General features: G+C 71.9%; 23 protein-coding genes. 17 read left to right on the forward strand and 6 right to left on the reverse strand.

Annotation, left to right across the window (positions count from 1 at the left end):
* Positions 1-140: 140 nt before the first annotated feature.
* Positions 141-587 (reverse strand): MarR family winged helix-turn-helix transcriptional regulator, encoded by a 447-nt coding sequence (locus tag F4558_RS10025; protein ID WP_053661142.1) that lies wholly within the window; start codon positions 585-587, stop codon positions 141-143.
* A gap of 96 nt (positions 588-683) precedes the next feature.
* On the opposite strand from F4558_RS10025, the gene F4558_RS10030 reads away from it, so the two are divergent.
* Positions 684-1,136, forward strand: a complete 453-nt coding sequence (locus F4558_RS10030; RefSeq protein ID WP_167943860.1) for a MarR family winged helix-turn-helix transcriptional regulator — start codon at positions 684-686, stop codon at positions 1,134-1,136.
* 6 nt (positions 1,137-1,142) lie between these two features.
* Here the strand turns inward: F4558_RS10030 and F4558_RS10035 are convergent, their stop codons facing one another.
* The 3 genes from F4558_RS10035 to F4558_RS10045 form a co-directional block, all read right to left on the reverse strand.
* Positions 1,143-1,829: a hypothetical protein gene (locus F4558_RS10035; protein ID WP_053661137.1), complete on the reverse strand. Its 687-nt coding sequence runs from the start codon at positions 1,827-1,829 to the stop codon at positions 1,143-1,145.
* An 83-nt stretch (positions 1,830-1,912) separates the two neighbouring features.
* Positions 1,913-2,374, reverse strand: coding sequence for a peroxiredoxin (locus tag F4558_RS10040; RefSeq protein ID WP_053661135.1), 462 nt, complete (start codon positions 2,372-2,374; stop codon positions 1,913-1,915).
* A 46-nt stretch (positions 2,375-2,420) separates the two neighbouring features.
* Entirely contained in the window at positions 2,421-3,254 is an 834-nt protein-coding gene (locus F4558_RS10045; RefSeq protein ID WP_053661134.1) for a patatin-like phospholipase family protein, read from the reverse strand.
* Positions 3,255-3,341: 87 nt separating this feature from the next.
* Here F4558_RS10045 and F4558_RS10050 point away from each other — a divergent pair, with 87 nt between their 5' ends.
* From F4558_RS10050 to F4558_RS10065, 4 genes are all read left to right on the forward strand, one after another.
* Positions 3,342-4,070, forward strand: a complete 729-nt coding sequence (locus F4558_RS10050; protein WP_053661131.1) for an SDR family oxidoreductase — start codon at positions 3,342-3,344, stop codon at positions 4,068-4,070.
* Positions 4,071-4,201: 131 nt separating this feature from the next.
* The gene (locus tag F4558_RS10055; RefSeq protein ID WP_053661129.1) at positions 4,202-4,507 is read left to right on the forward strand and encodes a DUF6403 family protein; all 306 of its coding nucleotides are present in this window, start codon (positions 4,202-4,204) and stop codon (positions 4,505-4,507) included.
* Positions 4,504-5,862, forward strand: a complete 1,359-nt coding sequence (locus F4558_RS10060) for a hypothetical protein (protein WP_053661417.1) — start codon at positions 4,504-4,506, stop codon at positions 5,860-5,862. The genes F4558_RS10055 and F4558_RS10060 overlap by 4 nt, the downstream gene beginning before the upstream one ends.
* Positions 5,859-6,773: a hypothetical protein gene (locus F4558_RS10065; protein WP_053661128.1), complete on the forward strand. Its 915-nt coding sequence runs from the start codon at positions 5,859-5,861 to the stop codon at positions 6,771-6,773. The genes F4558_RS10060 and F4558_RS10065 overlap by 4 nt, the downstream gene beginning before the upstream one ends.
* A 19-nt stretch (positions 6,774-6,792) precedes the next feature.
* On the opposite strand, the gene F4558_RS10070 is transcribed toward F4558_RS10065, so the two are convergent.
* Complete coding sequence (locus F4558_RS10070; RefSeq protein ID WP_197281680.1) at positions 6,793-7,626, reverse strand: GNAT family N-acetyltransferase; 834 nt, start codon at positions 7,624-7,626, stop codon at positions 6,793-6,795.
* A 172-nt stretch (positions 7,627-7,798) separates the two neighbouring features.
* Here F4558_RS10070 and F4558_RS10075 point away from each other — a divergent pair, with 172 nt between their 5' ends.
* The 3 genes from F4558_RS10075 to F4558_RS10085 all read left to right on the forward strand — a co-directional run bounded on the left by F4558_RS10075 (position 7,799) and on the right by F4558_RS10085 (position 10,795).
* On the forward strand, positions 7,799-8,590 hold the full coding sequence (locus tag F4558_RS10075) for a maleate cis-trans isomerase family protein (RefSeq protein WP_167943861.1): 792 nt from the start codon (positions 7,799-7,801) through the stop codon (positions 8,588-8,590).
* A 2-nt stretch (positions 8,591-8,592) separates the two neighbouring features.
* Positions 8,593-9,792 carry an FAD-dependent oxidoreductase gene (locus F4558_RS10080; RefSeq protein WP_157553080.1) on the forward strand — a complete coding sequence of 400 codons (1,200 nt, stop codon included), beginning with the start codon at positions 8,593-8,595 and terminating at the stop codon, positions 9,790-9,792.
* Between the two features lie 73 nt (positions 9,793-9,865).
* The gene (locus F4558_RS10085; RefSeq protein WP_082377744.1) at positions 9,866-10,795 is read left to right on the forward strand and encodes an IclR family transcriptional regulator; all 930 of its coding nucleotides are present in this window, start codon (positions 9,866-9,868) and stop codon (positions 10,793-10,795) included.
* Here F4558_RS10085 and F4558_RS10090 read toward each other — a convergent pair.
* Positions 10,726-11,346 (reverse strand): cysteine hydrolase family protein, encoded by a 621-nt coding sequence (locus F4558_RS10090; RefSeq protein WP_053661122.1) that lies wholly within the window; start codon positions 11,344-11,346, stop codon positions 10,726-10,728. The genes F4558_RS10085 and F4558_RS10090 overlap by 70 nt on opposite strands.
* 175 nt (positions 11,347-11,521) lie before the next feature.
* Between F4558_RS10090 and F4558_RS10095 the strand changes: the two genes are divergently transcribed.
* The 9 genes from F4558_RS10095 to F4558_RS10135 all read left to right on the forward strand — a co-directional run bounded on the left by F4558_RS10095 (position 11,522) and on the right by F4558_RS10135 (position 22,403).
* The gene (locus F4558_RS10095; protein WP_053661120.1) at positions 11,522-12,319 is read left to right on the forward strand and encodes an ABC transporter ATP-binding protein; all 798 of its coding nucleotides are present in this window, start codon (positions 11,522-11,524) and stop codon (positions 12,317-12,319) included.
* Positions 12,320-12,340: 21 nt separating this feature from the next.
* On the forward strand, positions 12,341-13,213 hold the full coding sequence (locus F4558_RS31510; RefSeq protein WP_053661411.1) for an ABC transporter permease: 873 nt from the start codon (positions 12,341-12,343) through the stop codon (positions 13,211-13,213).
* Positions 13,214-13,332: 119 nt separating this feature from the next.
* Positions 13,333-14,406: an ABC transporter substrate-binding protein gene (locus tag F4558_RS10105; protein ID WP_053661119.1), complete on the forward strand. Its 1,074-nt coding sequence runs from the start codon at positions 13,333-13,335 to the stop codon at positions 14,404-14,406.
* Entirely contained in the window at positions 14,403-16,136 is a 1,734-nt protein-coding gene (locus F4558_RS10110; protein ID WP_167943862.1) for a thiamine pyrophosphate-dependent enzyme, read from the forward strand. The genes F4558_RS10105 and F4558_RS10110 overlap by 4 nt, the downstream gene beginning before the upstream one ends.
* Entirely contained in the window at positions 16,129-17,553 is a 1,425-nt protein-coding gene (locus F4558_RS10115; protein ID WP_167943863.1) for an aldehyde dehydrogenase family protein, read from the forward strand. The genes F4558_RS10110 and F4558_RS10115 overlap by 8 nt, the downstream gene beginning before the upstream one ends.
* Positions 17,540-18,811, forward strand: a complete 1,272-nt coding sequence (locus F4558_RS10120) for an MFS transporter (protein ID WP_167943864.1) — start codon at positions 17,540-17,542, stop codon at positions 18,809-18,811. The genes F4558_RS10115 and F4558_RS10120 overlap by 14 nt, the downstream gene beginning before the upstream one ends.
* A 98-nt stretch (positions 18,812-18,909) precedes the next feature.
* The gene (locus F4558_RS10125) at positions 18,910-20,109 is read left to right on the forward strand and encodes a CaiB/BaiF CoA transferase family protein (RefSeq protein ID WP_053661110.1); all 1,200 of its coding nucleotides are present in this window, start codon (positions 18,910-18,912) and stop codon (positions 20,107-20,109) included.
* Positions 20,110-20,137: 28 nt separating this feature from the next.
* The gene (locus F4558_RS10130) at positions 20,138-20,992 is read left to right on the forward strand and encodes a cyclase family protein (RefSeq protein WP_167943865.1); all 855 of its coding nucleotides are present in this window, start codon (positions 20,138-20,140) and stop codon (positions 20,990-20,992) included.
* Positions 20,985-22,403, forward strand: a complete 1,419-nt coding sequence (locus F4558_RS10135) for an MmgE/PrpD family protein (RefSeq protein WP_167943866.1) — start codon at positions 20,985-20,987, stop codon at positions 22,401-22,403. The genes F4558_RS10130 and F4558_RS10135 overlap by 8 nt, the downstream gene beginning before the upstream one ends.
* Positions 22,404-22,424: the final 21 nt, after the last annotated feature.

Raw genomic sequence — 22,424 nt, forward strand, 5'->3', positions numbered from 1 at the left:
CCACGACTGGCACAACGCGGACGGCATGGCGGAACACTGTTGTCGCTGCGTGGTCGGCCGCCGGCCGTACGACCCGGCCCATTCCGGTTCGACGGGCTGAGGTCGGGCGACTCGCCCGATGGTGGAGGGTGACCCGCCGGTCAGGCCGGGGTTGCCGCCAGGTCGGCGTTCGCCCGCTGGGTGACCAGGGTGAGGACCCGGGCGACCGTGCTCGCCTCGTCGGCCGGGATGTCCCCGTAGAGCCGAGCGGTGATGTCAGCGACGGCGGCGGAGACGCGGCGCTGGGTGGCGTGGCCGGTGTCGGTGAGCCGCACGCGCGGGTCCTCGGCGTCGCTCTCGTCGAGGCGCGCGAGGCCAGCGTCGAGCAGGCCCGCGATCACCTCGTGCACCGCCGATTTGTCGATCTTGAGGGTGCTGGTGATCCGGTGCGCGATCCGCGTGCGCTCGACGGCGCCGTCGGCGAGGACGTTGAGCGCGAGCACCTGCCCGAAGGTGAGCCCGAGCGGGGCGACGGCTCGCTCCAGCAGGGCCCGGGTGGCGTAGTGGGCCTGGCCGATGACCTGCCCGGTGAGGGTGGGAGTGGACATGACGCCTCCTTCGAAACGTTGGCAGGCCCAACGTTGGCTGCCCCAACGTAACACGCATCGTGGGTCGCACCAACGATTGCTGTTAGGCTGCCGCCCATGGAGTCCAGCTCCCCACAGGCGCCCGCCGGGCTACGCACCACCCCGAGCTGGCTGCTCAGTCAGACCGCCGGCCACGCCGCCCGCCTCGTCGCCGCAGGCTTCGCCGCGTACGACCTGCGCGGCTACCACTTCCGGCTGCTCGCCGCGCTGGCCGAGGGTGGCCCCGCCAGCCAGGCCGACCTCGGCCGGCGCTGCGCCATCGACCGCAGCGACGTCGTGGCAGCCATCAACGAGCTGGCCGGTCGGGGGCTCGTCGTCCGCGCCCCCGACCCGGCCGACCGTCGCCGCAACGTCATCAGCCTCACCGCCGCCGGCGCCGACCAGGCCCGCCAGTTGGCAGACACCGTCGGCAGTGTCCAGGACGACCTGCTCGCACCGCTGTCCGAAAGCGAGCGAACGCAGTTGACGCGCCTGCTCACCCGGCTGCTGGAGCACCACAGCCAGCGCTGACCCGCCTCAGCGGGCCTCGCGCAGCTCCGCCAACCGTGCCTCGATCTCGGCCAACTCGGCGCGCAGTTTCTCGGCCTGCTGCTCGGCCTCGGCCCGCTCGGTGCCGAGGATCTGCTCCACCGCCTCCTGCACACCGGGCACGTCGACGAGCGCCACCATCTTCAGCGCCTCTGCCGGCTTCACCACGTACGGCTTCGCGAGCGCCTTGCTGCCCTGCTGCGCGGCGACAGTCCACTCGCCGTCGGCGTACGCCAGCGTCACAGTGAGCCCCGCCGGGCCCTTCGGTTTGGTCGCCTTGACCGTCCGCCGTGCCGGCGGCTTCTCCACCTGTTCCACCTTCGGCTCCTCCCGCCGCTGCGCCGGCACCCGCGGCGTGTCCAACACGAACTCCGGCTCCGGTGCCGCAGAGGGCTCCGGCGTCGGCGGTTCCGGCTTCGGCTCGACAACCCGACGACCGGCGCCCTTGGGGGCGATCGCCAGGTCGGCGGGGGAGAACGGCAACTCGTCGCGGCCGAAGCGCACCACCACGAACTCGTCGGACACCTCCGGGTCGGTCAGCTCGACGACCTGGCCCACCTGGCCGGCGATCTGGCCCGCCGAGGCGGTGAACACCACCCGCGGTTTACGCCCGGCCGCCAACGCATCCCGCAGGCTCTGCACCTCGTCAGTGGACAAACCCTGGCCGGCATCCATCGCAACCCTCTTCCGTACACCTGTTTGATTGGTGTCTTGATACCAGCCCGCTGCGACAGCCGCCGCACGGGGCTCGCGCCCGTTCAGCCGCCCAGCGCCCGTAGTGCCCGATCGGCGTGGTCGTTCATGCTGACCTCGCTGTGGATCACCTCGATGATCCGCCGGTCCGTGCCGATGACGAACGTCATCCGCTTGGTGCTCAGCGGACCCAGCGGCAGCCGCCGCCGCACCCCGAACCGCCCCGCGACAGTCCCGTCCACGTCGGACAACAGCGGATAGTCGAAATCGTGCAGCGTGGAGAACTCCGCCTGCTTCTCCACGGTGTCGCGGCTGATGCCCACCCGCGTCGCGCCCACCGCCGCGAACGCCGCAGCCAGGTCCCGGAAGTGGCAGCTCTCGGCCGTGCAGCCACGGGTCATGGCCGCCGGGTAGAAGAACAGCACCACCGGACCGGTCGCCAGGAACTCCGACAACCGCCGTGGTGTCCCCGTCTCGTCCGGCAGCTCGAAGTCCTCCACCACGTCGCCGACAGTCACACCCGCCACCGCGCACCTCCGCTCGTCAGTCGGGACAGGCGGTGAGCGTAAGCGATCACGCCCACAGCGCCGCCACCTCATCCGCGAGCGCAGCGGCCTGCGCCCGGCCGGCCCGCGCCGATCCGGCCCGACGCGCCGGATCCAGCACGTTGCGGCCGATCGCCTTACGCGCGCCCCCGTCCGGTGTCACCACCAGTACCCGCGACCCGGCCTGCCGCAACTCCGCCACGTGCGCCGACAGCCGGGGCATCGGGCCGAACGCCACCGACGTCGGCGCGATCACCAGCACCCGCCGCGCGCCGGACGCCAGGTCCGCGTTCACTGCCGAGCGCATCCCGCCGTCGATGTAGCGGCGTGCGCCGATCGTCACCGGCGGCCACACCCCGGGCACCGCGCAACTGGCCCCGACCGCGTCCACCAGCGACACTGCGCTGTCGCCGTCGAACACCACGAACTCGCCCGAGGCGGCGTCCACGGCGGTCACCAGCAACCGTCGCGCCGGCCACTCCCGCACCGGCAGCCGGGCCTCGATGACCGCGCGGCGCGAGGCCTCCGACGGGGTACGCGCCGCCACCGCCATCGCCCCGATCCGCGCCCGTGACCGCACCGCGTCCCGGGTCCGCCCGCCGGCCCACACCAGCTGTGCCAGCGTCATGAACCCCAGCCGTGCCGGCCGCTCGCCCGACGGCGGCGTCAACTGCTCGGCGTACAACTGCTCCAGGGGCAGCCCTGAGCACACCTGCGCGCCCACCACCGAACCCGCCGACGTGCCCACCACCAGATCCGCCTCGGAGACGTCCACGCCCCGCTCGGCCAGCCCGGCCAGCAGCCCCAGCTCCCAGGCCACGCCGGTCACCCCGCCACCACCGAGCACCAATGCCCGCTCCATGTGACTCTCCTCTCGACGACCGGCCCGCGTCGGTCACGGTAGCGTCGGCGCGACCGGTACGCGGCCCAGGAGACCAGCGGAGGCACCATGGCACCCGTCACCGTCATCACCGGCGGCGGCCGGGGCATCGGCGCGGCCACCGCCCGCCGCCTCGCCGCTGCCGGGCACCACGTCGCGCTGTGCTACCTCCGCGACCACGCCGCCGCCGAGACGGTCGTGGCCGACCTGCGGGCCACCGGCGTCTCAGCCGTCGCGGTGTGCGCCGACACCACCGACCCCGACCAGGTCGACGAGCTGTTCACCGCCGCCGCGCGGCTCGGCCCGCTCACCGGCCTGGTCAACAACGCCGGTGTCACGAGCCCCATCGGGCCGTTCACCGAGCTGCGCGTCGAGGACCTGCGCCGCGTCGTCGACGTCAACCTCATCGGGTACGTCCTCTGTGCCCAGCAGGCGGCCCGCCGGATGACCGACGGTGGGGCCATCGTCAACGTGTCCTCCGCGGCGGCGACCCTCGGCGGCCCCGGCGAGTACGTGCACTACGCCGCGGCCAAGGGCGCCACCGACACCCTCACCGTCGGCCTGGCCAAGGAACTCGCCCCACGTGGCATCCGGGTCAACGCCGTCGCTCCGGGCATCGTGCGCACCGACATCCACGCCGTCTCCGGGGTGCCCGACCGTCCCGACCGGGCGGCCGGCCGCATCCCGCTGGGCCGGGCCGGCGAACCCGACGAGGTCGCCGCCGCCATCGCGTGGCTGCTCGGTCCGGACGCCTCGTACACCACCGGCACTGTGTTGCGCGTCGCCGGCGGTCTCTGACCCCGACGGGTCCGTCGCCCCCTCGTGCGGCGCGCTGCCAGGGGACTCGTGCGCGGCGGCTCGACAGCATCGGTCAGACTCGGTCGTACCCCGCGACACCCCCGTACCCCTTCGTCCGATGGTTGGAGCGCATGTCCCACACCCTCCTCGTCTGGTTGGTCGGCGGCGTCCTGCTGGTGGGCGCCGGGCTCGCGACGACACTGGCCCCCGCCCGGCGGGCACGGGACCGCAAGCGGCGGACCGCCTGGTCGGCCGCCCGCGCGGCCATCGACAGCGCGGCCATCAGCCGGGACGCGGCGCCGAACCCAGTGCCGGCGGCCGAGCACCTGCTGGCCCGCGCCGAGCTGATCGCCGCCGCACGCGGCGGGGTTTCCGCCGCCCGGACGGCGGAACACCAGGCCCAGCAGGCCGACCGGTTGTGGCGGGGGCACCCGTGACGGCCCGCCGGTCGCGCCGCTACGAGGCGCTGCGCTGGGTGCTCCTGGGCATCGCCGTGGTCGTCCTGGTGATCTTCCTGGGTGCCCAGCAGCAGCACGGCGCCGACGTCAGCTACGGTCGGTCGCCGGCCGAATCGGTGACGGCCCCGAAGGGGCCGGCTCCCCAGGCGGCCGATCCGACCGTGCCGTCGGTGGAGGAGATGACGGCGCTGGTGGACGCCAGCCCCGTGGTGCGGTTGCCCGGCTCGATCGCAGGGTGGGACGAGCAGCAGGTCCGTGAGGTGGCCGGCGACTTCCCGGTCCGCATCCTGGTCGCGCCGCCCTGGCTCGACGAGGACGAACAACGCCGGGTACGCGACGTGGAGAACGCCACCATCACGGTGATCGGCACCGAGGTGTCCGGCGACATCTACCGGGCCGTACCCGATGACCTGCCGAGTTGGCGTGCGCACTTCGCCACCGCCGACGTGACGGGCTCGCTTGTGGCACTGATCGCCGGGATGCGGGAGGTGCCTACCCCGGCCGACCACGACGTGCTGCGCTGGCGCGAGCCGAGCGGTCCGGAGTTGGCGGCCGTCGCCGCCGACCTGCGGACCAAGGGCCTGCACGCCGCCGCGGGAGCGAGTCTCACCGCGGTGCCGGGCAAGGCCGCGAAGACCGCGTTCCCGGACGGCGCCCTGTACGTGGCGCTTCCGCCGCAGCCGTTCGGAGAACCCCTGCCCCGCTTCGGGCCGGCCCTGACCGGCCTGTTCCCGGATACCCCGATCATCGTGATGTACGGCAACTGGATCGAATACCACGGCCCGGCGGCGGATTTCGCCGAGGTGGCCGGGGCGAGCTTCTACGGCCACTTCGCCGACCGGATCAGCCAGTACGACTATTCGCAGGACCACGTGCTGGCGGTCTACCTGAACCGGGTCACCGACATTCGCTACGCGGGGCTGTTCGACCGTCCGCTGCCGTACCGGCCGGTCGACCCGCTGCGGGTGGCGCTGCCCGCGCTGCCGTGGCTGTTCGCGGGCTGCGTGGCGATGTTCCTGGCCCTGTCGGTCCGGTCGCTGCGCCGGTCGAACGGCACGGGGATCCGGCGGGGCAACGGAGCGCCGGCCCGGCTGGCCGGTCTCACGGCGCTCGCCGTCGAGATGTCCCTGCTGACCGACGCGCGCAGCAACCCGGCGTTGACAAGGGGCATCGTCAAGCTCCAAGCGGCGCGTGCCGCGTTGGACGAGGAGTTGCCGGAGCACCACGTGCTGTCGTTGTTGAAGGAGGCGGCCGACGAACTGGACGACAGCGCCCGAACGTCGGGCCTGATCAGTTACCGGCCGGAGCTCTACCTACAGGGCAGGTTGTCGTGAAGAAGTCGCTCGGTGCTCTGGCAAGCACGTCCTTCGGTCTCGCCGTGCTTGCCTGCCTGGTGCTTGCCGGTTGGGCACTGTGGACCGGCGGGGTGCTCGACGGTCCGGCCGCCCGCCAGGTCCGCACGTCCTCCGTCTACGCGGCACCAGGTGTCGACCTGGACCGGGCCGCGGCCGAACGGATCATCGGCAACCGCCGCCTTGTCGTGCTGCTGCTGGAGCCGGGCGCCGACCTGCGGAAGGGCTGCCGCCAGGTCGTGCGAGCCGCCGACGGGAACGTCGTGCTGGTGCTGAGCCGCGACGGCGATGACTACGACACGTGGGGCTGCGCGCTGCTGCCCGGGCGCGACGACGAGAACTTCGGCCGGGCCGCCGTGGCGGAGTCGATCATCGGCCGGGGCATCGACAATTTTGTCGACCGCCCGTTGGACGCGCTGAAGGTCATCACCGTCAATTACGACCTGTTGGTGAAGGCCGGCACCGTGCCCGACGGCACGCGCACGATCAGCCCGTCGCTGCCGCGTTTCCTGCTCGCGGGGGCGGCGATCGTGGCCGTCGTCATCGGCTCGACCACGCTCTATGTGGCGGGTCGCCGGGCGGGCAGGCTCGCAGCCGTCCGCCGGCGCCGCCGCGACGAGCACGCCGACGCCCGTAGCGCGCTGGGCGCCGGCGCGGCCGTGCTGGCTCAGCAGATCATCGACCTCGACAAGCGGTACGCGGCGACGCGCCGCCGCAGAGGTGTCACGGGAGCCGAGGAGGACTTCGGCAGGCGGTACCTGGCGCTGACGTCGGACTACGCCGGGTTGCTCGACCGCATCGAGACGGTCGACGCGGGCGACGACGCAGCCGTACGCCAACTCGTCGATCATGTCGACGCGCTGAGCCGGCGGGCGGCGCAGGCAAGTCGGTGACGGTGACTTCCGGCCGGCTTCACGACCCGGCCGGCTCGGCCCGCCACACCCAGTTGCGCCGCTCGTACAGCGGTGTGAGGCCGACCCGGAGCATGTTGGAAAGCGACGGGTTGGACGAGCCCGGGTCGGGTCGGCCGGTCTCGGAGACGACCCACAGGCAGCCGGCCCGCGCCGCGGCGGCCGCCCGGGCCGTCAGCAGCGCCGACTGCGCGCCGCGACCCCTGTGGCTCGGCACTGTCGCCCCGGTGTTGAGCGAGGCCACCGTGCCGTGGACGAACAGGTTGGCGGCGGCGACCATCTCGTCGCCGTCCCAGGCGGCGTACGGGTGGAAGCGCGGGTCGCGCACGGCGCCGGCGAGCATCGGCCCGAGGTGCTGCTCGGGCATGCCGAAGCAGCGCAGCACCACCGACGCCCACTGACCGTGCAGGTCCGGAGGCACTGGGCCGACCCGCAGGTCGGTGCGGCCGGGTCGGAGCGTGTCGATCTCGGCGGCGAGCTTCACCCAGGTGCTGCCGCCGGTGATGTTCTCCCGCGCGCAGATGTCGTCCCAGTCCGCCGGTAGCAGGTCGGGGGCGATCTGGAGGACGGCGGCGGGTGTCGCCTCGGCGCGGTAGAAGTCGCACACCGCGGCGATGAGGTCGGCGGTGACCGGCTCGTCGACGCCGAACCCGAGCGCCTTGCTCCAGTAGCCGGTGGGGTCGTGTCGCATGGACAGCACCACCCCGCCGCCCATCCGGGTGGCCGTCATGCCGAGCGCGGCCCGGACGTCGGTGGGCGCCCCCGCCTCGTACTGGAACATGAACTCGGCTTCGGTCTGTTCGGCGAGCGCGAGCATCGTCTGGTCGGCTGTCACGGGGGACCAGACTGCCACGGCGGTGGTGCCGCCGGCGGGCGGGTGGTGCCACAACTGCCTGGTCACTGGGTGCGAGCCGTCGGCCGCAATGGGTTGACCGACCCCACCGCAGCCCCTATCGTTCCAGTACGTAGAACGGCGTACGGCTCAGTCGAACGATTTGGCGGTTGTAATGGTCGAGGCAGCTCTGGGCATCATTGTTCCACCCGCCAACCCCACTGTTGAGCCGGAACTCCGTCGCCTGCTGCCGGCGCGGGTCCGCTACCACGTCGCCCGGCTGCCTGTCGTGAACGGCTCACTCGCGCAGCGGCTGGACCGCTACGCCGAACTGCTGCCGGACACCGCCGCCACGCTCGACGGCCTCGACCTGCGCGCCACCTACGTCGCCTGCACCGGCTGCTACTACCGGCCGGGTCGCGGCGACGTGCACCGCACCGACAAGGCGGCGAGCGAGCGGCTCGGCGCACCGGTGTTCGGGGCGGCGAACGCGGTCCGGCAGGTGCTCGACCGCCTCGCGGTCCGGTCACTGACCCTGATCTCGCCGTACCCGGACTGGCTCACCGAGCAGGCGGCGGCATTCTGGCGCGCGAACGGCCGCAGCGTCGGCACGCCGGTACCGGTGCCCGGCACCGGCGCCATCTACGACCTCAGCTCGACCACCGTCCGCGACACCGTGCGGCAGACCCTGCGCTCGCTCGCCGACGACGGTTTCCCGCCCGGGCACGCGGTGCTGCTGACCGGGACGGGCGCACCCAGCCTGGACGTCCTCGACGAGGTCCTGCCGCAGACACCCGTCCCGGTGCTGTCGTCCAACCTCGCCGGCGCCTGGCAGTTGCTGGAGACCGCCGGAATCACCCACCTGGCGGGCGAATCACCCAGCCCGGCGTTGCGGCACCTGGCCGCCACCCTGACTCAATCCCCCTCGACCGGAATCGTCGGCGTTGTCGCCGGCGGGAAGGAGTGAACGTGGCGTCCACCAGTCACGCCGTGCAAGCCCCAGTCGTCGTTCTCGGTGGCGGGCCGGTGGGCATGGTGACGGCCCTCGCCCTGGCCCGCCGGGACATCCCGGTGATCGTTCTCGAACGTGGCCCGGACGAGGTGCGGTCGGAGTGGCGCGGCTCCACCGTTCACCCCCCGACGACCGAACTGCTCGACGAGCTCGACCTGGCCGCCCCGCTGCTCAAGGAGGCGGTCCGGGTACACCGGCTGGACTACCGCGACCTGGAGCTGACCGAGTCCGCCTGCTTCTCCTACGAGGCGCTCGAAGGTGAGACCCGGTATCCGTTCCGGTTGCAGTACGAGCAGTACAAGCTGGTCCGGCTGCTGCGCCGCGCGGTCGCCGAGACACCGAACGTGGACATCCGGTTCGGGCACGACGTGGTCGGCCTGCGTCAGGACGACACGCATGTCGAGTTGGACGTGACTGTCGACGGCGCCCCGAGCGTGGTGAGCGCCCAGTGGGTGGTGGCCGCCGACGGCGCGCACAGCACCGCCCGCAAACTGCTCGACGTTCCGTTCCCCGGCTTCACGTACCCGACGCTGAGCCTTGTGGTGGCCACCCCGTTCCGCTTCGAGGACGCGGTGCCCGATCTCGGCGCGGTCGGCTACTGGTCCGGCCCGAAGGGCCGCTTCTCGCTGATCAGGACCCCCGACATCTGGCGTGCGGCGCTGTCGACGGGCACCGGCGTCGACGACGAGCCCCCGTCCGGCACGCACCCGGCCTTCCTGGCCGCCGTGGACCTGCTGCTGGGGGGCACGCCCGACGCCCGCGAGTTGCCGCTGAGCCAGCACCAGACCTACCGCAGCCACCAGCGGCTCGCGGAGTCCTTCCGGATCGGCCGGGTGCTGCTGGCCGGCGACGCCGCCCACCTGAGCAGCACCACCGGCGGCATGGGTCTGAACTCGGGCATCCACGACGCGGTGGCGGTCGCCATCGCGCTGGCCGAGCCGGACCCGGACACGGCCACCAGTGAGTACGCGCAACGTCGCAGGTCGATCGCCGAGCGCTTCGTCCAGCCGACCACGACGGAGAACCGCACCTCGGCCGACGGTGTCGAACTGGCCGGTCGCCGCGAGCGGCTGCTGCGCCTGCGGGCGCTCGCCGACAACCCCGAGGACGCCCGAAACTACCTCCGCCGTGTCAGTATGCTCGGGATCCAGCACTAGACGTCGGGCGTTCATCACAGCCAGATCGGTCAACCGCTGGCGTCGTTCCTATGCACCTCGAGAGGTGATCTGAATGGGGATCAGCGTGCCGACGTCCGAGTCGGAGGACGGTCATCGCTACACGACGAGCGGCCTGGGTCGCGCCCTGGCCGTGATCGACCTCCTCGCCGAACGCAGCCCGGAGATGATCGGGGTGTCGACTGTCGCCCGGGTCCTGAACCTGCCCAAGGCGGTGGCCCACCGCATCCTCAAGGAGCTGACGGCCAACCAGTTCGTCACGTTCGACGAGGGCACCCGGCGCTACCGACTCGGGCCGGGCGCCCTCGCGGTCGGGCTGGCCGCCCTGCGCGCCATCGACGTGCAGGCGATCACCAACCGGCACATGCGGCGGTTGGTGGAGGCCACGGGGGAGACGGCGACCCTGTCGATGCGGCAGGGGTGGGTGCGGGTCTACACCGACCAGGTGCTCTCGCCGCACGAGATCCGGATGTCGGTCACGCTCGGTTCCCGCCATTCGCTTGTCGCCGGGTCGTCGTCCAAGGCGATCCTGGCGGCGCTGCCCGATTCCGAGATCGCCGAATACCTGGCCACCCATGAGCTGGTATCGGTCACCGCGGCCACCATCACGTCCGTCGAGCAGCTCTGGGCCGATCTGCGGGAGATCCGTGAGCTGGGCTACGCGGTGAGCCGGGGCGAGCGGCAGGCCGGCGCGGTGAGTGTGGCCGCGCCGATCCGGCTGGCTTCCGGCGAGGTCTACGGGTCGTTGTCACTGTGCGGCCCTCAGGACCGTTTCTCGGCGCAGCTGCTTGTCGAGTACGGCGACCTGGTGGCCGACGCGGCCCGCCAGGTCAGCGCCGAGCTGGGCTACCAGCCCTCCGCGACGCAGGACGCCCCGGAGCCGGAGCCGGTGGAGCGCAAGCGTGCGCCCCGGCGTCAGGCGACGCGGTCGCTCGCGGACCACGCCGCGACCAGTTCGGCCGAGGTCGTCGTCTCGCAGAAGTAGAAGCCCAGGTTGCGGATCGCCGCCTCGGCGAGGTCCGCGCGGGTCCAGCCGACCAGGTCGGTCGGCATCGTGGCGGCCAGGTCTGCCATGTACGCGTCGCGGATGGTGGAGTCCACGCAGACGTTGGCGGCCGTCCCGACCGCTACCACGTGGTCACGTCCGTGCGCGCGAAGCAGGTTGTGCAGTGGCGTGCCCACGAACGCGCTGTAGCGCGTCTTCTCCAGGTGGCAGTCGCCCGGCTCGGGGCGCAGACCCTCGGCGAGTTCGGCGCCCCAGGAGCCGGCGGCGCAGACACTGAGCGGGCTGCGGCCCATCGCCTCGGCGCGGGCCCGCCGGGCCGGTGAAACGAGCTGCTCGTGGGCGGCCTGCCGCACCCAGATGACCAGGCATCCCGCGGCCCGCGCCCGGTCGAGGAAGCCCGGCAGCCGGCGGGCCAGCTCGGTGTTCACGCCGACGTCTGCGCCGAGCTTCGCCATGGCCCCGGTGGGGGAGCAGAAGTCGTTCTGCATGTCGATGACCAGCACCGCTGTGCGCTGCGGCAGGTGTTCCATGGGCGTTTCTCCGGAGTTGGGCGATTAGTAGGGAACTAGTCGTATGGAGTCGGGCCCTGCGGACCATTGACCTCGCCGCCGAACATAGCTTACGTTCCCTCCAACAGAACGCCGTACTGCACAAGCGAACAAACCCGCGTTGAATTTCACGGACCGGCCGGTGACAGGGGTACCCATGAGTGCGATCAAAGTGGAGGGCGTCAGCAAGGTCTTCGCCGGCGCCGGTGGCCAGTCGATGCTCGCGCTGAGCGACGTCTCACTCGACATCGCCGACGGTGAGTTCGTGGTGCTGTTGGGCCCCTCCGGCTGCGGCAAGACCACACTGCTGCGGATCATCGGTCAGCTGGAGAGCCCGACCGTGGGGCGGGTGCGAATCGACCACGGCGACCGGCAGGAGAACGCCGACCGCCCGCTGGGCTTCGTCTTCCAGGAAGCCACGCTGATGCCGTGGCGGTCGACGGGCGCCAACGTCGCCCTGCCGCTGGAGATGGCCGGCGTGGGCCGCCGGGAGCGCGAGGAGAAGGTCCGCGAGATGCTGGCCCTCGTCGGGCTGCCCGAAGCGGCGAACAAGCTCCCGCACCAGCTCTCGGGCGGTATGCGGCAGCGGGTCTCCATCGCCCGGGCGCTCGCGCACGACCCCCAGGTGCTGCTCATGGACGAGCCGTTCGGCGCCCTGGACGCGCAGACCCGCGACATGATGAACGCCGAGTTGCAGCGCATCTGGCTGGAGAACCGCAAGACTGTCGTCTTCGTGACGCACTCCGTCTCCGAGGCCGTCTTCCTGGCCGACCGCATCGTGATGCTGGGGACCAAGCCCGGTCACATCCACTCCATCACCGAGGTGACGCTGCCGCGTCCGCGCACCCTCGCGATGACCGAGTCCGCCGAGTTCCGCTCCCTCGCGACCGAGCTGCGCCGCCAGATCGGCGAGGTGCAGCAGGACAACGACATTCGACCCGCCGTCTCGGCCTGATCAGCAACTGAGGTGTCGCACGTGACCACTACAGATCAGCGCCACCCGGCGCCGACGTCGCCCACCGCGGAACAGCTACGCCCCCCGCCGCTGACGCTGTCGCAGCGACTGCGCAACAACCGCTGGCTGTCCTTCTACACCAGCCCTCTGCTCATCGCGCTGTTCCTGGTCGCCTGGAAGGTCTACGTCGAGGTCACGGACCTGTCCCGGTTCGTGCTCCCGGCGCCGGAGGCGGTGTTCAAGTCCTTCATCGAGCAGATCACCGACCCGTTCGTGTGGCAGACCCACATCTGGACGACCTTCTACGAGGTCATCATGGGTCTGGCGCTGGCCATCGTCCTGGGCGTCGGGCTCGGCCTGATGATCGGCAAGTCGCCGCTGTTCGACCGCATCGCCCGGCCGTTCATCGTGGCCACCCAGGTGGTGCCGAAGGTCGCGCTGGTCCCGCTGTTCATCCTCTGGCTGGGCTTCGGCCCGTCGTCCAAGGTGGTCATGGCGGCGCTGCTGGCGTTCTTCCCGCTGCTCATCAACACCTCGTTCGGCGTCCGTTCGGTTCCGAGCTCGATGCACGACCTGATGACGACGCTGAAGGCGTCCCGCTGGGAGCGGTTCTGGCGGGCCGACCTGCCGTACACGATGCCGTTCATCCTGGCCGGCATGGAGCTTGCGGTCGTCCAGGCGACCATCGGCGCGATCGTCGGTGAGTACCTCGGCGGTGACAAGGGCCTCGGCCGGTACGCCGTCAACCTCCAGAACGGCCTACAGGTCGACAAACTGTTCGGCGCGATCCTGATCATGGCGTTGTTCGGCTTCACCCTCTACAGCATCGTGACCGGCGCCCGCCGGTTGCTGATCCCCTGGCACGAGTCCGTGCAGCCACGCCGTACCCCCTGACAGGTCCGCTCCTCCCACACCCGATCCCTGGTCGGCGCCGCGACGCGGCGCGGGCAGGTCACGCCTTGCCTTTCTCCGTCGCACACCTTCATCCCCCTCCTCCGCACCGGGAGATCTTCATGAGAAACGACCGTTCCATTGGCGCGCCGGTCTCGCGGCGTTCGTTCCTTCGGGCCAGCACCACCGCCGGGCTTCTGCTGCCCACCGCCGGTGGCATGACCCTGCTGCTCACCGGCTGTGGCGGCGACGACGACAAGGTCAACGCCGACGGCAGCCTCAACGGCTCGTACATGACCGCCTCCGGCATGACGCTGAGCTTCGTGGAGACGATGGTCGCCAAGGAGCGCGGCTTCTTCTCCGAGTTCGGCCTCGCCCTGGACATCAAGGGTGGGCAGGGCACCGCCACCGCCATCCAGGCGGTGCTGGGTGGCTCGGCCGACCTGACCCGGGCCAACGGCATCAACGCGATCATCGCGGTGGCCAACGAGGACGCGCCGTTCGTCAGCATCGCCAGCGTGCGGCAGAAGTCGCAGTTCGAGGTGGTGTCCCTGCCGAACAAGCCGATCCGCAACCCCGCCGAGCTGGCCGGACGCACCTGCGGCATCGTCTCCACCGGTGGCGCCACCGAGAACCTGCTCGACGTCATGCTGATCAACGCGGGGGTCAACCCCAAGTCGGTGAAGCGTCCGGTCACCGGTGTCGGCACCGCCGCGTACGAGTTGGCCCGCAAAGGCGACGTGGACGCGTGGATCTGCGTCAACACCGACCGGGCCACCATCCAGAAGGACGTCGGCGAGGTCGTCTTCTTCAGCACCGACGACTTCGCACCGATGCCGTCGGACTCGTACAACACCAGCGCCAAGATGGTCGAGTCGGGCAGCGACATGCCGGTGAAGTTCCTCGCCGGCGTGCTCAAGGCCATCGACTACGCCAGCAAGGAAGCGAACTGGGATCAGGTCATCAACGACCTGCGCAAGTACAACCCGGAGGCCGACCCGGCCCAGGCCCGTGCCGAGCTGCCACTGCTGGTGGAGAGCTGGCTGGCTGCCGGCCCGGACAAGGCCCTGGAGATGAACGAGCAGACCTGGCTCAAGGGTCAGGAGAGCCTCGTCAAGGCCAAGCTGGTGAAGTCCGCGGCGCCGATCGACAAACTGATCAACCGCAGCTACCTCGAGCGCGCGAGGAACCTGTGACCGGCGGCCCGGCCGCCGCAAGCGCCGCCTCCGCGGTCCTGGCGGCGGCCGCGGCCAGCGGTGTGCGACGGCTGTGGTTCAACAGCGGCTCCGAGCTGACCTCGTTCCAGGAGGCCAGCGCGCAGGCCCGGCACCAGGGCGAGCCGACCCCCCAGATCATCACCTGCCCCCACGAACACGTCGCCCTCACCGCGGCGATGGGCGAGACGATGGTCACGGGCCAGCCCTCCATGACCGCTGCCCACGCCGACCTCGGCCTGCTGCACCACGGCGGCGCCATCCACAACGCCATGTGGGGCGACCACCCCATCATGATCATGTCGGGCTATCCGCCCACCCGCGCCGAGTCGCGCAACTCGCCGGTGTTCTGGAAGCAGCAGCGCTGGGACCAGGGCTCGATCGTGCGGCAGTACGTCAAGTGGGACTACAAGCTGTCCGCCCTCGACGACGCCGCCCTGGTGGTGGCGCGTGGCTTCCAGGTCGCCCTCGCGCCCCGGCGCGGCCCCGTCTACCTGGCGATGCCCGAAGAGGTGGGCCGGCACCCGATCCCGGTCGGCAACCCGGTCCCCAGCGCCCAACGGCTCGGCATCCCGACCCTGGGACCGGGCGACCACGGTGTGGTCAGCGAGGTGGCCCGCCGCCTCACGACCGCCCGACGGCCCGTCATCGTCACCGACCGCGTCGGCGTCAACCCGCACGCCGTGACGTTGCTGGCCGAGTTGGCCGACACCCTCGGCGTGGAGGTACGCGCCACCCGCTACCGGATGAACCTGCCCGACGACAACCCGTGGCACACCACCGCGCCACTGGACGAGTTCGACGTCATCGTCGTGCTGGACCATCCGGTGCCGTGGATGCCCGCCGTGGAACGTCCCCACGAGGACGCGTGGATCGGCTGGGCCGGACCCGACCCGATCGAGGGTCGCGTCCCGCTGTACGAGCTGCGCGCCGACGCGCGTACCACCGCCGACCCGGCGGCGTTCCTCGCCGCCGTGCTGGCCGAGGTCGGCGCGGCCGGACCGGGCGACGCCGACGCCGTACGCCGGCGGCGGCAACGGCCGCCGGCCGCCGCGCCGCGACCTGCCGGTGGCAACGCGGCGGTCTCCGGTGCTCCCACGCCCGCGCTGATCGCCGCGGCCCTGGACCGGCACCTGCGCCCCGACGACCTGCTGACCTGGGAGGTGTTCGACACCGCGCCGGTTCGCCGGACGAAGCCGGGAACCCTCTTCGAGAAGGGCGGGTCCAGCCTCGGCTGGTCGGTGGCGGCGGCCACCGGCGCCAGCATGGCCGCCGGCGGCGCGCACGCCGTGGCGGTCACCGGCGACGGCTCGTACCTGTTCGGCTCGCCGGACTCGTGCCTGTGGTTGCAGCAGCAGCACGACGCGCCGGTGGTCACCGTGGTGGTCAACAACGGCGGCTACCGCACCGGCACGACCACCCTTGCCGCGCACTACCCGGACGGCCTGGCCGTCACCGAACCCACTGTGCTCGGCGGCCACCTCACCCCGTCGCCGGACTTCGCGGCGCACGCCCGCTCGCAGGGCTGCTACGGGGAGCAGGTGGTGCGGGCGGCCGACCTCACCGCGGCCCTGGACCGGGCCCGTACGGCGGTGGCGCGCGACCGCGTCCCGGCCGTGCTGGACGTCTGGGTGCCCGAGCATCTCACCGGGTCGATGGACCCGGCACGCCGGGCACGCCCGGCTCACGACGAAGGGAACACCGATGGCTGATGTCGTTTCGCCTATCGACGGCCGGGTCCTGACCCACATCGCGCCCGCCTCGCCTGCCGAGGTGGACGCCGCCGTCCGGGAGGCGCGTGCCGCCCAGCCGGCGTGGGCCCGCCGCACCGGCAGCGACCGTGGCCGGATCCTGCACGCGGTCGCCGACCTCATCGAGGCCCGCATCGACGAGCTGGCCGAGACCGAGACCCGCAACACCGGCAAGATCCTCAGCGACACCCGCCGGGAGGCGATCCGGGCCGCCAACAGCTTCCGCTACTACGCCGGCTGGGCCGAGCAGGTACGGGGCGAGACCATCCCGGTCGGTCCGGAGTACCACACCTACACGGTGCCCGAGCCGCACGGCGTCGTCGCCGGTGTCATCCCGTGGAACGTGCCGTTCTTCTTCGCGGTTAAGAAGATCGCCCCGGCGCTCGCCTTCGGCAACGCCTGCGTGCTCAAGCCGGCCGAGGAGACGCCGTTGACGGCCCTGCGGCTGGCCGGCCTGCTGGCCGAGGCGGGCGTGCCCGACGGGCTGGTACGGGTGCTGCCCGGTGGCCGGGAGACCGGCGTGGCACTGGTGTCGCACCCGGACGTCGACCTGATCGTGTTCACCGGCCACCACGACACCGGCAAGGCGATCGCCCGGTCGGCGGCGGCCAACCTGACCCCGGTGGCGCTGGAGCTGGGGGGCAAGTCGCCGCAGGTCCTCTTCCCCGACGCCGACCTGGACCAGGCCGTAGACGCAGTGGTGCTGGGCGTATTCGCCTCCTGCGGGCAGATGTGCATCGCCGGCTCCCGGCTGGTCCTGCACGAGTCGATCTACGACGACGTGCTGGACCGGGTGGCCGAGCGGGTGCGGTCACTGCGGGTGGGCGACCCGTTCGACGCCGAGACGGACCTGGGTCCGCAGATCACCGCCGTGCAGCGGGACAAGACGGCGGCGTTCATCGCCGAGTCCAGCGGCGTGGGTCGGCTTGTCGCGCAGGCCACGCTGCCGGACACCGAGCGGCTGCGCAACGGCTTCTACGTGGCGCCGACGGTGTTCGACAGGTTGGACGACAACGCCCGCCTGCTGCGCGAGGAGGTGTTCGGGCCGGTCCTCGCGGTGTCGTCCTTCCGCGACGACGCCGACGCGCTGCGGCTGGCCAACGACACTGAGTTCGGCCTGGCTGCGGGCATCTGGACCGCCGACATCGCCCGCGCACACCGGTTCGCCGGGCAGGTGCGGGCGGGCACGGTGTGGATCAACACCTACCGGGTGATGTCCGACCTGGTGCCGTTCGGCGGTGTCGGCCTGTCCGGGTACGGCCGCGAGAACGGCACCGAGGCGGCCCGGCTCTACCTGCGCTCGAAGTCGGTGTGGACCTCGCTGACCGGCGGCACCCCGCAGGGGTACGGCATGGGAGGCGCTGGTGCGGCAGGCTGACCGCCCGACCGGGTCACCGGTCGACGCGCCAGCCGACGAGAGAGGCCGCGGCGGTCTCGCGCTACTGCGGGACCGCCGCTTCGGCCCGTACTTCTTCGGGTCGCTGGCGTCGAACACCGGCACGTGGTTCCAGAACGTCGCGGCGATCCTGACGATCTACGCGCTGACCCGCTCGGCGTTCATGGTGGGTCTGGTCACCGCCCTGCAGTTCGCCATGCAGTTGGTCCTCGCCCCGGTGATCGGGGCGTTGGCCGACCGTGTCGACCGGCGGCGGCTGATCATCGTGGGGCAGACGCTCGGCGGTTCCGCCGCGGCGGTGCTCGCGCTGCTGGCTTTCCTGGACGCGTTGAACCCGGGGCTGCTGCTCACGTTCATCGGGTTGTCCGGGGTGGGTCAGGCGATCACCGGTCCGGCCGCGCAGGCGTTGGTGCCCAATATCGTGGGCCGCGCCGACGTGCCGCAGGCGATCGCCCTGCACTCGCTGACGTTCAACCTGTCGCGGGCCATCGGCCCGGTGGCCGGGGCGGCCACGTACGCGGTGGCCGGCGCCGGTACGGCGTTCGCCGTCAACGCCGCAAGCTTCCTGGCGTTCGCGCTGGCGCTGCGCGGTGTGCGGCTACCGAAACCGGCTGCCGGCGCGCGGGGCCGGCTGGGCGTGTTGGGCGGGGTCGCCTACGTACGGCACCGGCCCGTGCTGGTGCGATGCCTGGTGGCCGTGGCCCTGATCGGCCTGGCGATGGAGCCGATCAACACGTTGTCGCCGTTGTTCGCCGAGAGCTTCGGCGGCGGTGACCTGCTGGTGGGTGTCTTCATCACCTTCTTCGGCGTCGGCTCGGCGCTGATCGCCATCTTCGTGGGCCGGCTGCGGCGCACGGTGGGCAGCGGCAAGACGGGCGCGGTCGGTGTGGCCGCGCTGGCCGTGGGGATGGCGGTGTTGGCGGTGAGCCCGGGACCGGTGCTGGCCACCGTCGGCATCGCCGTGGGTGGGGCCGGTTACCTGCTCGCTGTCAGCGACGTCAACGCCACCATGCAGGAGGGGCTGTCCGACGCGGTGCGCGGCCGCGTGATGGCGCTGTGGTCGATGTGCTTCCTCGGTATCCGGCCGGGCGCCGCGATGCTGCACGGCTGGCTGGGCGACACGTTCTCGGCATCTGCCGGCGCGTTCGTCGCGGCCGGGTCCGCGGTGGCCGCCGCTGTGGTCCTGCGCGGTCGGCTGACCCGACGCGGTGACGCCGACGGGCCTGTCCAGCAGGGATGACGGAGCGCGTCGCCGTTGACCTGGAACTGTATTCCAACCTATTCTGCTGAGCGAAACACCGTTCGTTTGAAGCGAACGGACTGAGTTGGGGAGGCCCAGTGCACGACGGACCGCTGACCGGACTCCGCGTCATCGACGCCTCGACGATCCTGGCCGGCCCTCTGTGCTGCCAGATCCTCGGCGACTTCGGTGCCGACGTCATCAAGGTCGAACACCCCGTTGCCGGAGACAGCATGCGCGGACACGGCCACGCCAAGGACGGCGTACCGCTGTGGTGGAAGGAGATCTCCCGCAACAAGCGCACCCTCGGCCTCAAGCTGTCCGCGCCCGAGGGCGCCGACCTGCTGCTGCGCCTGGCCGCCACCGCCGACGTGCTGGTGGAGAACTTCCGCCCCGGCACCCTGGAGCGGTGGGGGATCGGCCCCGAGAAGCTCCACGAGGTCAACCCCGGCCTGGTCATCGTGCGCATCTCCGGCTTCGGCCAGCAGGGCCCGTACGCCAGCCGACCCGGCTTCGGCACCCTCGCCGAGGCGATGAGCGGCTTCGCCCACCTCACCGGCGACGAGAACGGCCCGCCCACGCTGCCCGCGTTCGGCCTCGCCGACAGCATCTGCGGCATCGCCGCGTCGTCGGCCACGATGACGGCGTTGTTCGCCCGCGACCGCAACGGCGGCAAGGGCCAGGTCGTCGACATGAGCCTGCTGGAGCCGATCATGATGGCGGTCGGCCCCGGCCCCACCGTCTACGACCAGCTCGGCGTCGTCGAGCACCGGCACGGCAACCGGTCCACCAACAACTCCCCCCGCAACACCTACCGCACCAAGGACGGCGACTGGGTCGCCGTGTCCACGAGCGCGCAGTCCATCGCCGAGCGGGTCCTGCGCCTCGTCGGTCACCCCGAGGTCATCGACGAGCCGTGGTTCGCCTCCGGCCGGCAACGCGCCGCGCACGCCGACCTGCTCGACGAGTACGTCGGCGGGTGGATCGCCGAGCGCACCCGCGACGAGGTCATGCGCGCCTTCGAAGAGGCCGGCGCCGCCGTCGCCGCCGTCTACACCGCCCGCGACATCGTGGCCGACGAACACGTCCAGGCCGCCAAGATGGTCGTCAAGGTCCCCGACCCCGACCTCGGCGAGGTCCTCATGCACAACGTGCTGTGGCGCATGTCCGACACACCGGGCCGGATCCGTTTCACCGGCCGGCCGCTCGGCGCCGACACCGACGACCTCCTCGTCAACGAACTCGGCTGCGCTCCCGACGCCGTCGCGGAGCTGCGCTCGCGGGAGATCGTGGCCTGACGGTCGTCACCACCGATTAAGGATTGTCGTGACCACAACGAACATCACCAGCGACGCCGGCACGGCCGCGCTCCTGGCCGCCGTCGAGGCGGGGGTCCGGGTGTACGACCTGGGCCGCCGCCTCACCATCGGCATGCCCCAGTCGCCGAACCACCCGCCGTTCTGGCACGCCCTGCCCCGCCGGCACGGCGACGCGGTACGCCCCGACGGCGGCTCCGCCGCCAACGACATCATCACCATGGGCACCCACGTCGGCACCCACATCGACGCGTTCTCCCACGTCTCGCAGGACGGCCGGCTGCTCGACGGCTCCGACGCCGCCGACGCCGGCCGCGGCGGCCGCTACCCCGACCTGGGCGCGCACACCATCGCCCCGATCGTGCGCCGCGGCGTGTTGCTCGACGTCCCCGCCGCCCTGGGCCTGCCCGACGGCTGCGAGCCCGGATACGAGATCACCCCCGCCGACCTGTCGTCAGCCGCCGACCGGCAGGGCACCCCGCTGCGCCCCGGCGACGTGGCGCTGGTCCGCAGCGGCTGGGGCAGGCTGTTCGACCACGAGGACCGCACCCGCTACATCGGGCACACCACAGGCGTACCCGGAGTCGGCGAGGCCGGCGCCACCTGGCTTGCCGACCAGGGCGTCCACGCCGTCGGGGCCGACACCATCGCCTTCGAGTGCCTGCCACCGGGCGCGGGGCACAGCGTCCTGCCCGCCCACCGCGTGCTGCTCGTCGAACGCGGCGTCTACATCATCGAGACGATGGCGCTGGAGGAGCTGGCCGCCGACAACGTCCACGAGTTCCTCTTCGTCCTGTCGCCGCTGGCCATCTTCGGCGCCACCGGCTCACCCGTGCGCCCTCTGGCCGTGGTCGCCCGTGTCTGAGCAGACCCTGGCCCGGCAACTCGCCGCGTTCGCCGCCCGCACCGGCGACGAGCCGGTGCCCGAGCGCGTCGCCGCCAGCGTGCGCCAACGGGTCCTGGACATCCTCGGCCTGTGCGTGGGCGCGCACCGGCTGCCCACCAGCCGCGCCGCCCTGGAGTTCGTCGCCGACCAGGGCGGACGCGCCCAGGCCCACGTCGTCGGGCTACCCGACGCGGTGCCCGCGGCGCAGGCCGCGTTCGGCAACGGCGTCCTGGCGCACTCGCTGGACTACGACGACACCCACCTGCCCTCGGTGCTGCACCCCAGCGCCGCCGTCGTCCCGGCGGCCCTGGCCGCCGCCCAGGCCGCCGGCGCCGACGGCGCGGCCCTCACCAACGCCGTGGCCGTCGGCATCGAGACGACGGTACGGCTGGGCATGGCCGGCTACGACCCGGCGCTGAAGAACTCGGTGTTCTTCGAGCACGGCCAGCACGCCACCTCCATCTGCGGCGCGATGGGCGGCGCCGTGGCCGCCGGCATGCTCCTGGGCCTGGACGAGGACGGCCTACTGGACGTCCTCGGTGTCACCGCCTCCATGGCCTCCGGGGTGATCGAGGCCAACCGGACCGGCGGCACTGTCAAGCGGCTGCACTGCGGCTGGGCCGCCCACAGCGCCGTCACCGCCGCCGACCTGGTCCGACGCGGCTTCACCGGGCCACCCACCGTCCTGGAGGGCCGCTTCGGCTTCTTCACCGCCTTCCTGCGCGGCGAAGCCGACCACGACCAGATCACCGACGGCCTCGGCCAGCGGTGGGCGGTGCCGGACATCTTCTTCAAGCCGTACCCCGCCAACCACTTCACCCACGCGGCCATCGACGCCGGCCTGGCCCTGCGCGCCGCGGGCGTGCCCGTGGACCGGATCACCCACATCGAACTGCGGGTACCCGCAGCGGTGATCCGCACCATCGGTGAGCCGATCACCACCAAACGCGCACCGGAAACCGGCTACCAGGCGCAGTTCAGCGGCCCGTACGCCGTCGTCGCCGGCCTGCTCGGCGGCGGGGGACTGGGGCTCGGCCTTGGCGACTTCACCGACGACCTGGCCCGTGACCCGCAGCGCCGGGCACTGATGGCCCGCGTCGACGTCGTCCCCGACGACGAGTGCAACACGATCTTCCCGCACCAGTTCCCGGCCATCGTGACGGTACGCACCGACGACGGGCAGACCTGGCGCGAGGAGGTGCTGACCAACCGCGGCGGCCCGCAGCGACCCCTGTCCGACGCGGAACTGGCGTTGAAGTTCCGGGACAACGTCGCCGGACGTGTCGACTCCGACACCGCCGACCAGGTCGTCGCCGCGGTACTCGGCCTCGCCGACGTCACCGACGTCGGTGACCTGCTGCTCCCACTGACCCGACTACAGGCCGACTGACGCCGGCACCGACTCGCTGTC

This window comes from Micromonospora profundi (genome assembly GCF_011927785.1).
Classification (GTDB): domain Bacteria; phylum Actinomycetota; class Actinomycetes; order Mycobacteriales; family Micromonosporaceae; genus Micromonospora; species Micromonospora profundi.

Bases quoted from the DNA above. Each gene is read 5' to 3' on its own strand.
- F4558_RS10025 (WP_053661142.1), bottom strand. From the start codon at position 587: ATGTCCACTCCCACCCTCACCGGGCAGGTCATCGGCCAGGCCCACTAC.
- F4558_RS10030 (WP_167943860.1), top strand. From the start codon at position 684: ATGGAGTCCAGCTCCCCACAGGCGCCCGCCGGGCTACGCACCACCCCG.
- F4558_RS10035 (WP_053661137.1), bottom strand. From the start codon at position 1,829: ATGGATGCCGGCCAGGGTTTGTCCACTGACGAGGTGCAGAGCCTGCGG.
- F4558_RS10045 (WP_053661134.1), bottom strand. From the start codon at position 3,254: ATGGAGCGGGCATTGGTGCTCGGTGGTGGCGGGGTGACCGGCGTGGCC.
- F4558_RS10050 (WP_053661131.1), top strand. From the start codon at position 3,342: ATGGCACCCGTCACCGTCATCACCGGCGGCGGCCGGGGCATCGGCGCG.
- F4558_RS10055 (WP_053661129.1), top strand. From the start codon at position 4,202: ATGTCCCACACCCTCCTCGTCTGGTTGGTCGGCGGCGTCCTGCTGGTG.
- F4558_RS10075 (WP_167943861.1), top strand. From the start codon at position 7,799: ATGGTCGAGGCAGCTCTGGGCATCATTGTTCCACCCGCCAACCCCACT.
- F4558_RS10085 (WP_082377744.1), top strand. From the start codon at position 9,866: ATGGGGATCAGCGTGCCGACGTCCGAGTCGGAGGACGGTCATCGCTAC.
- F4558_RS10090 (WP_053661122.1), bottom strand. From the start codon at position 11,346: ATGGAACACCTGCCGCAGCGCACAGCGGTGCTGGTCATCGACATGCAG.
- F4558_RS10095 (WP_053661120.1), top strand. From the start codon at position 11,522: ATGAGTGCGATCAAAGTGGAGGGCGTCAGCAAGGTCTTCGCCGGCGCC.
- F4558_RS10105 (WP_053661119.1), top strand. From the start codon at position 13,333: ATGAGAAACGACCGTTCCATTGGCGCGCCGGTCTCGCGGCGTTCGTTC.
- F4558_RS10115 (WP_167943863.1), top strand. From the start codon at position 16,129: ATGGCTGATGTCGTTTCGCCTATCGACGGCCGGGTCCTGACCCACATC.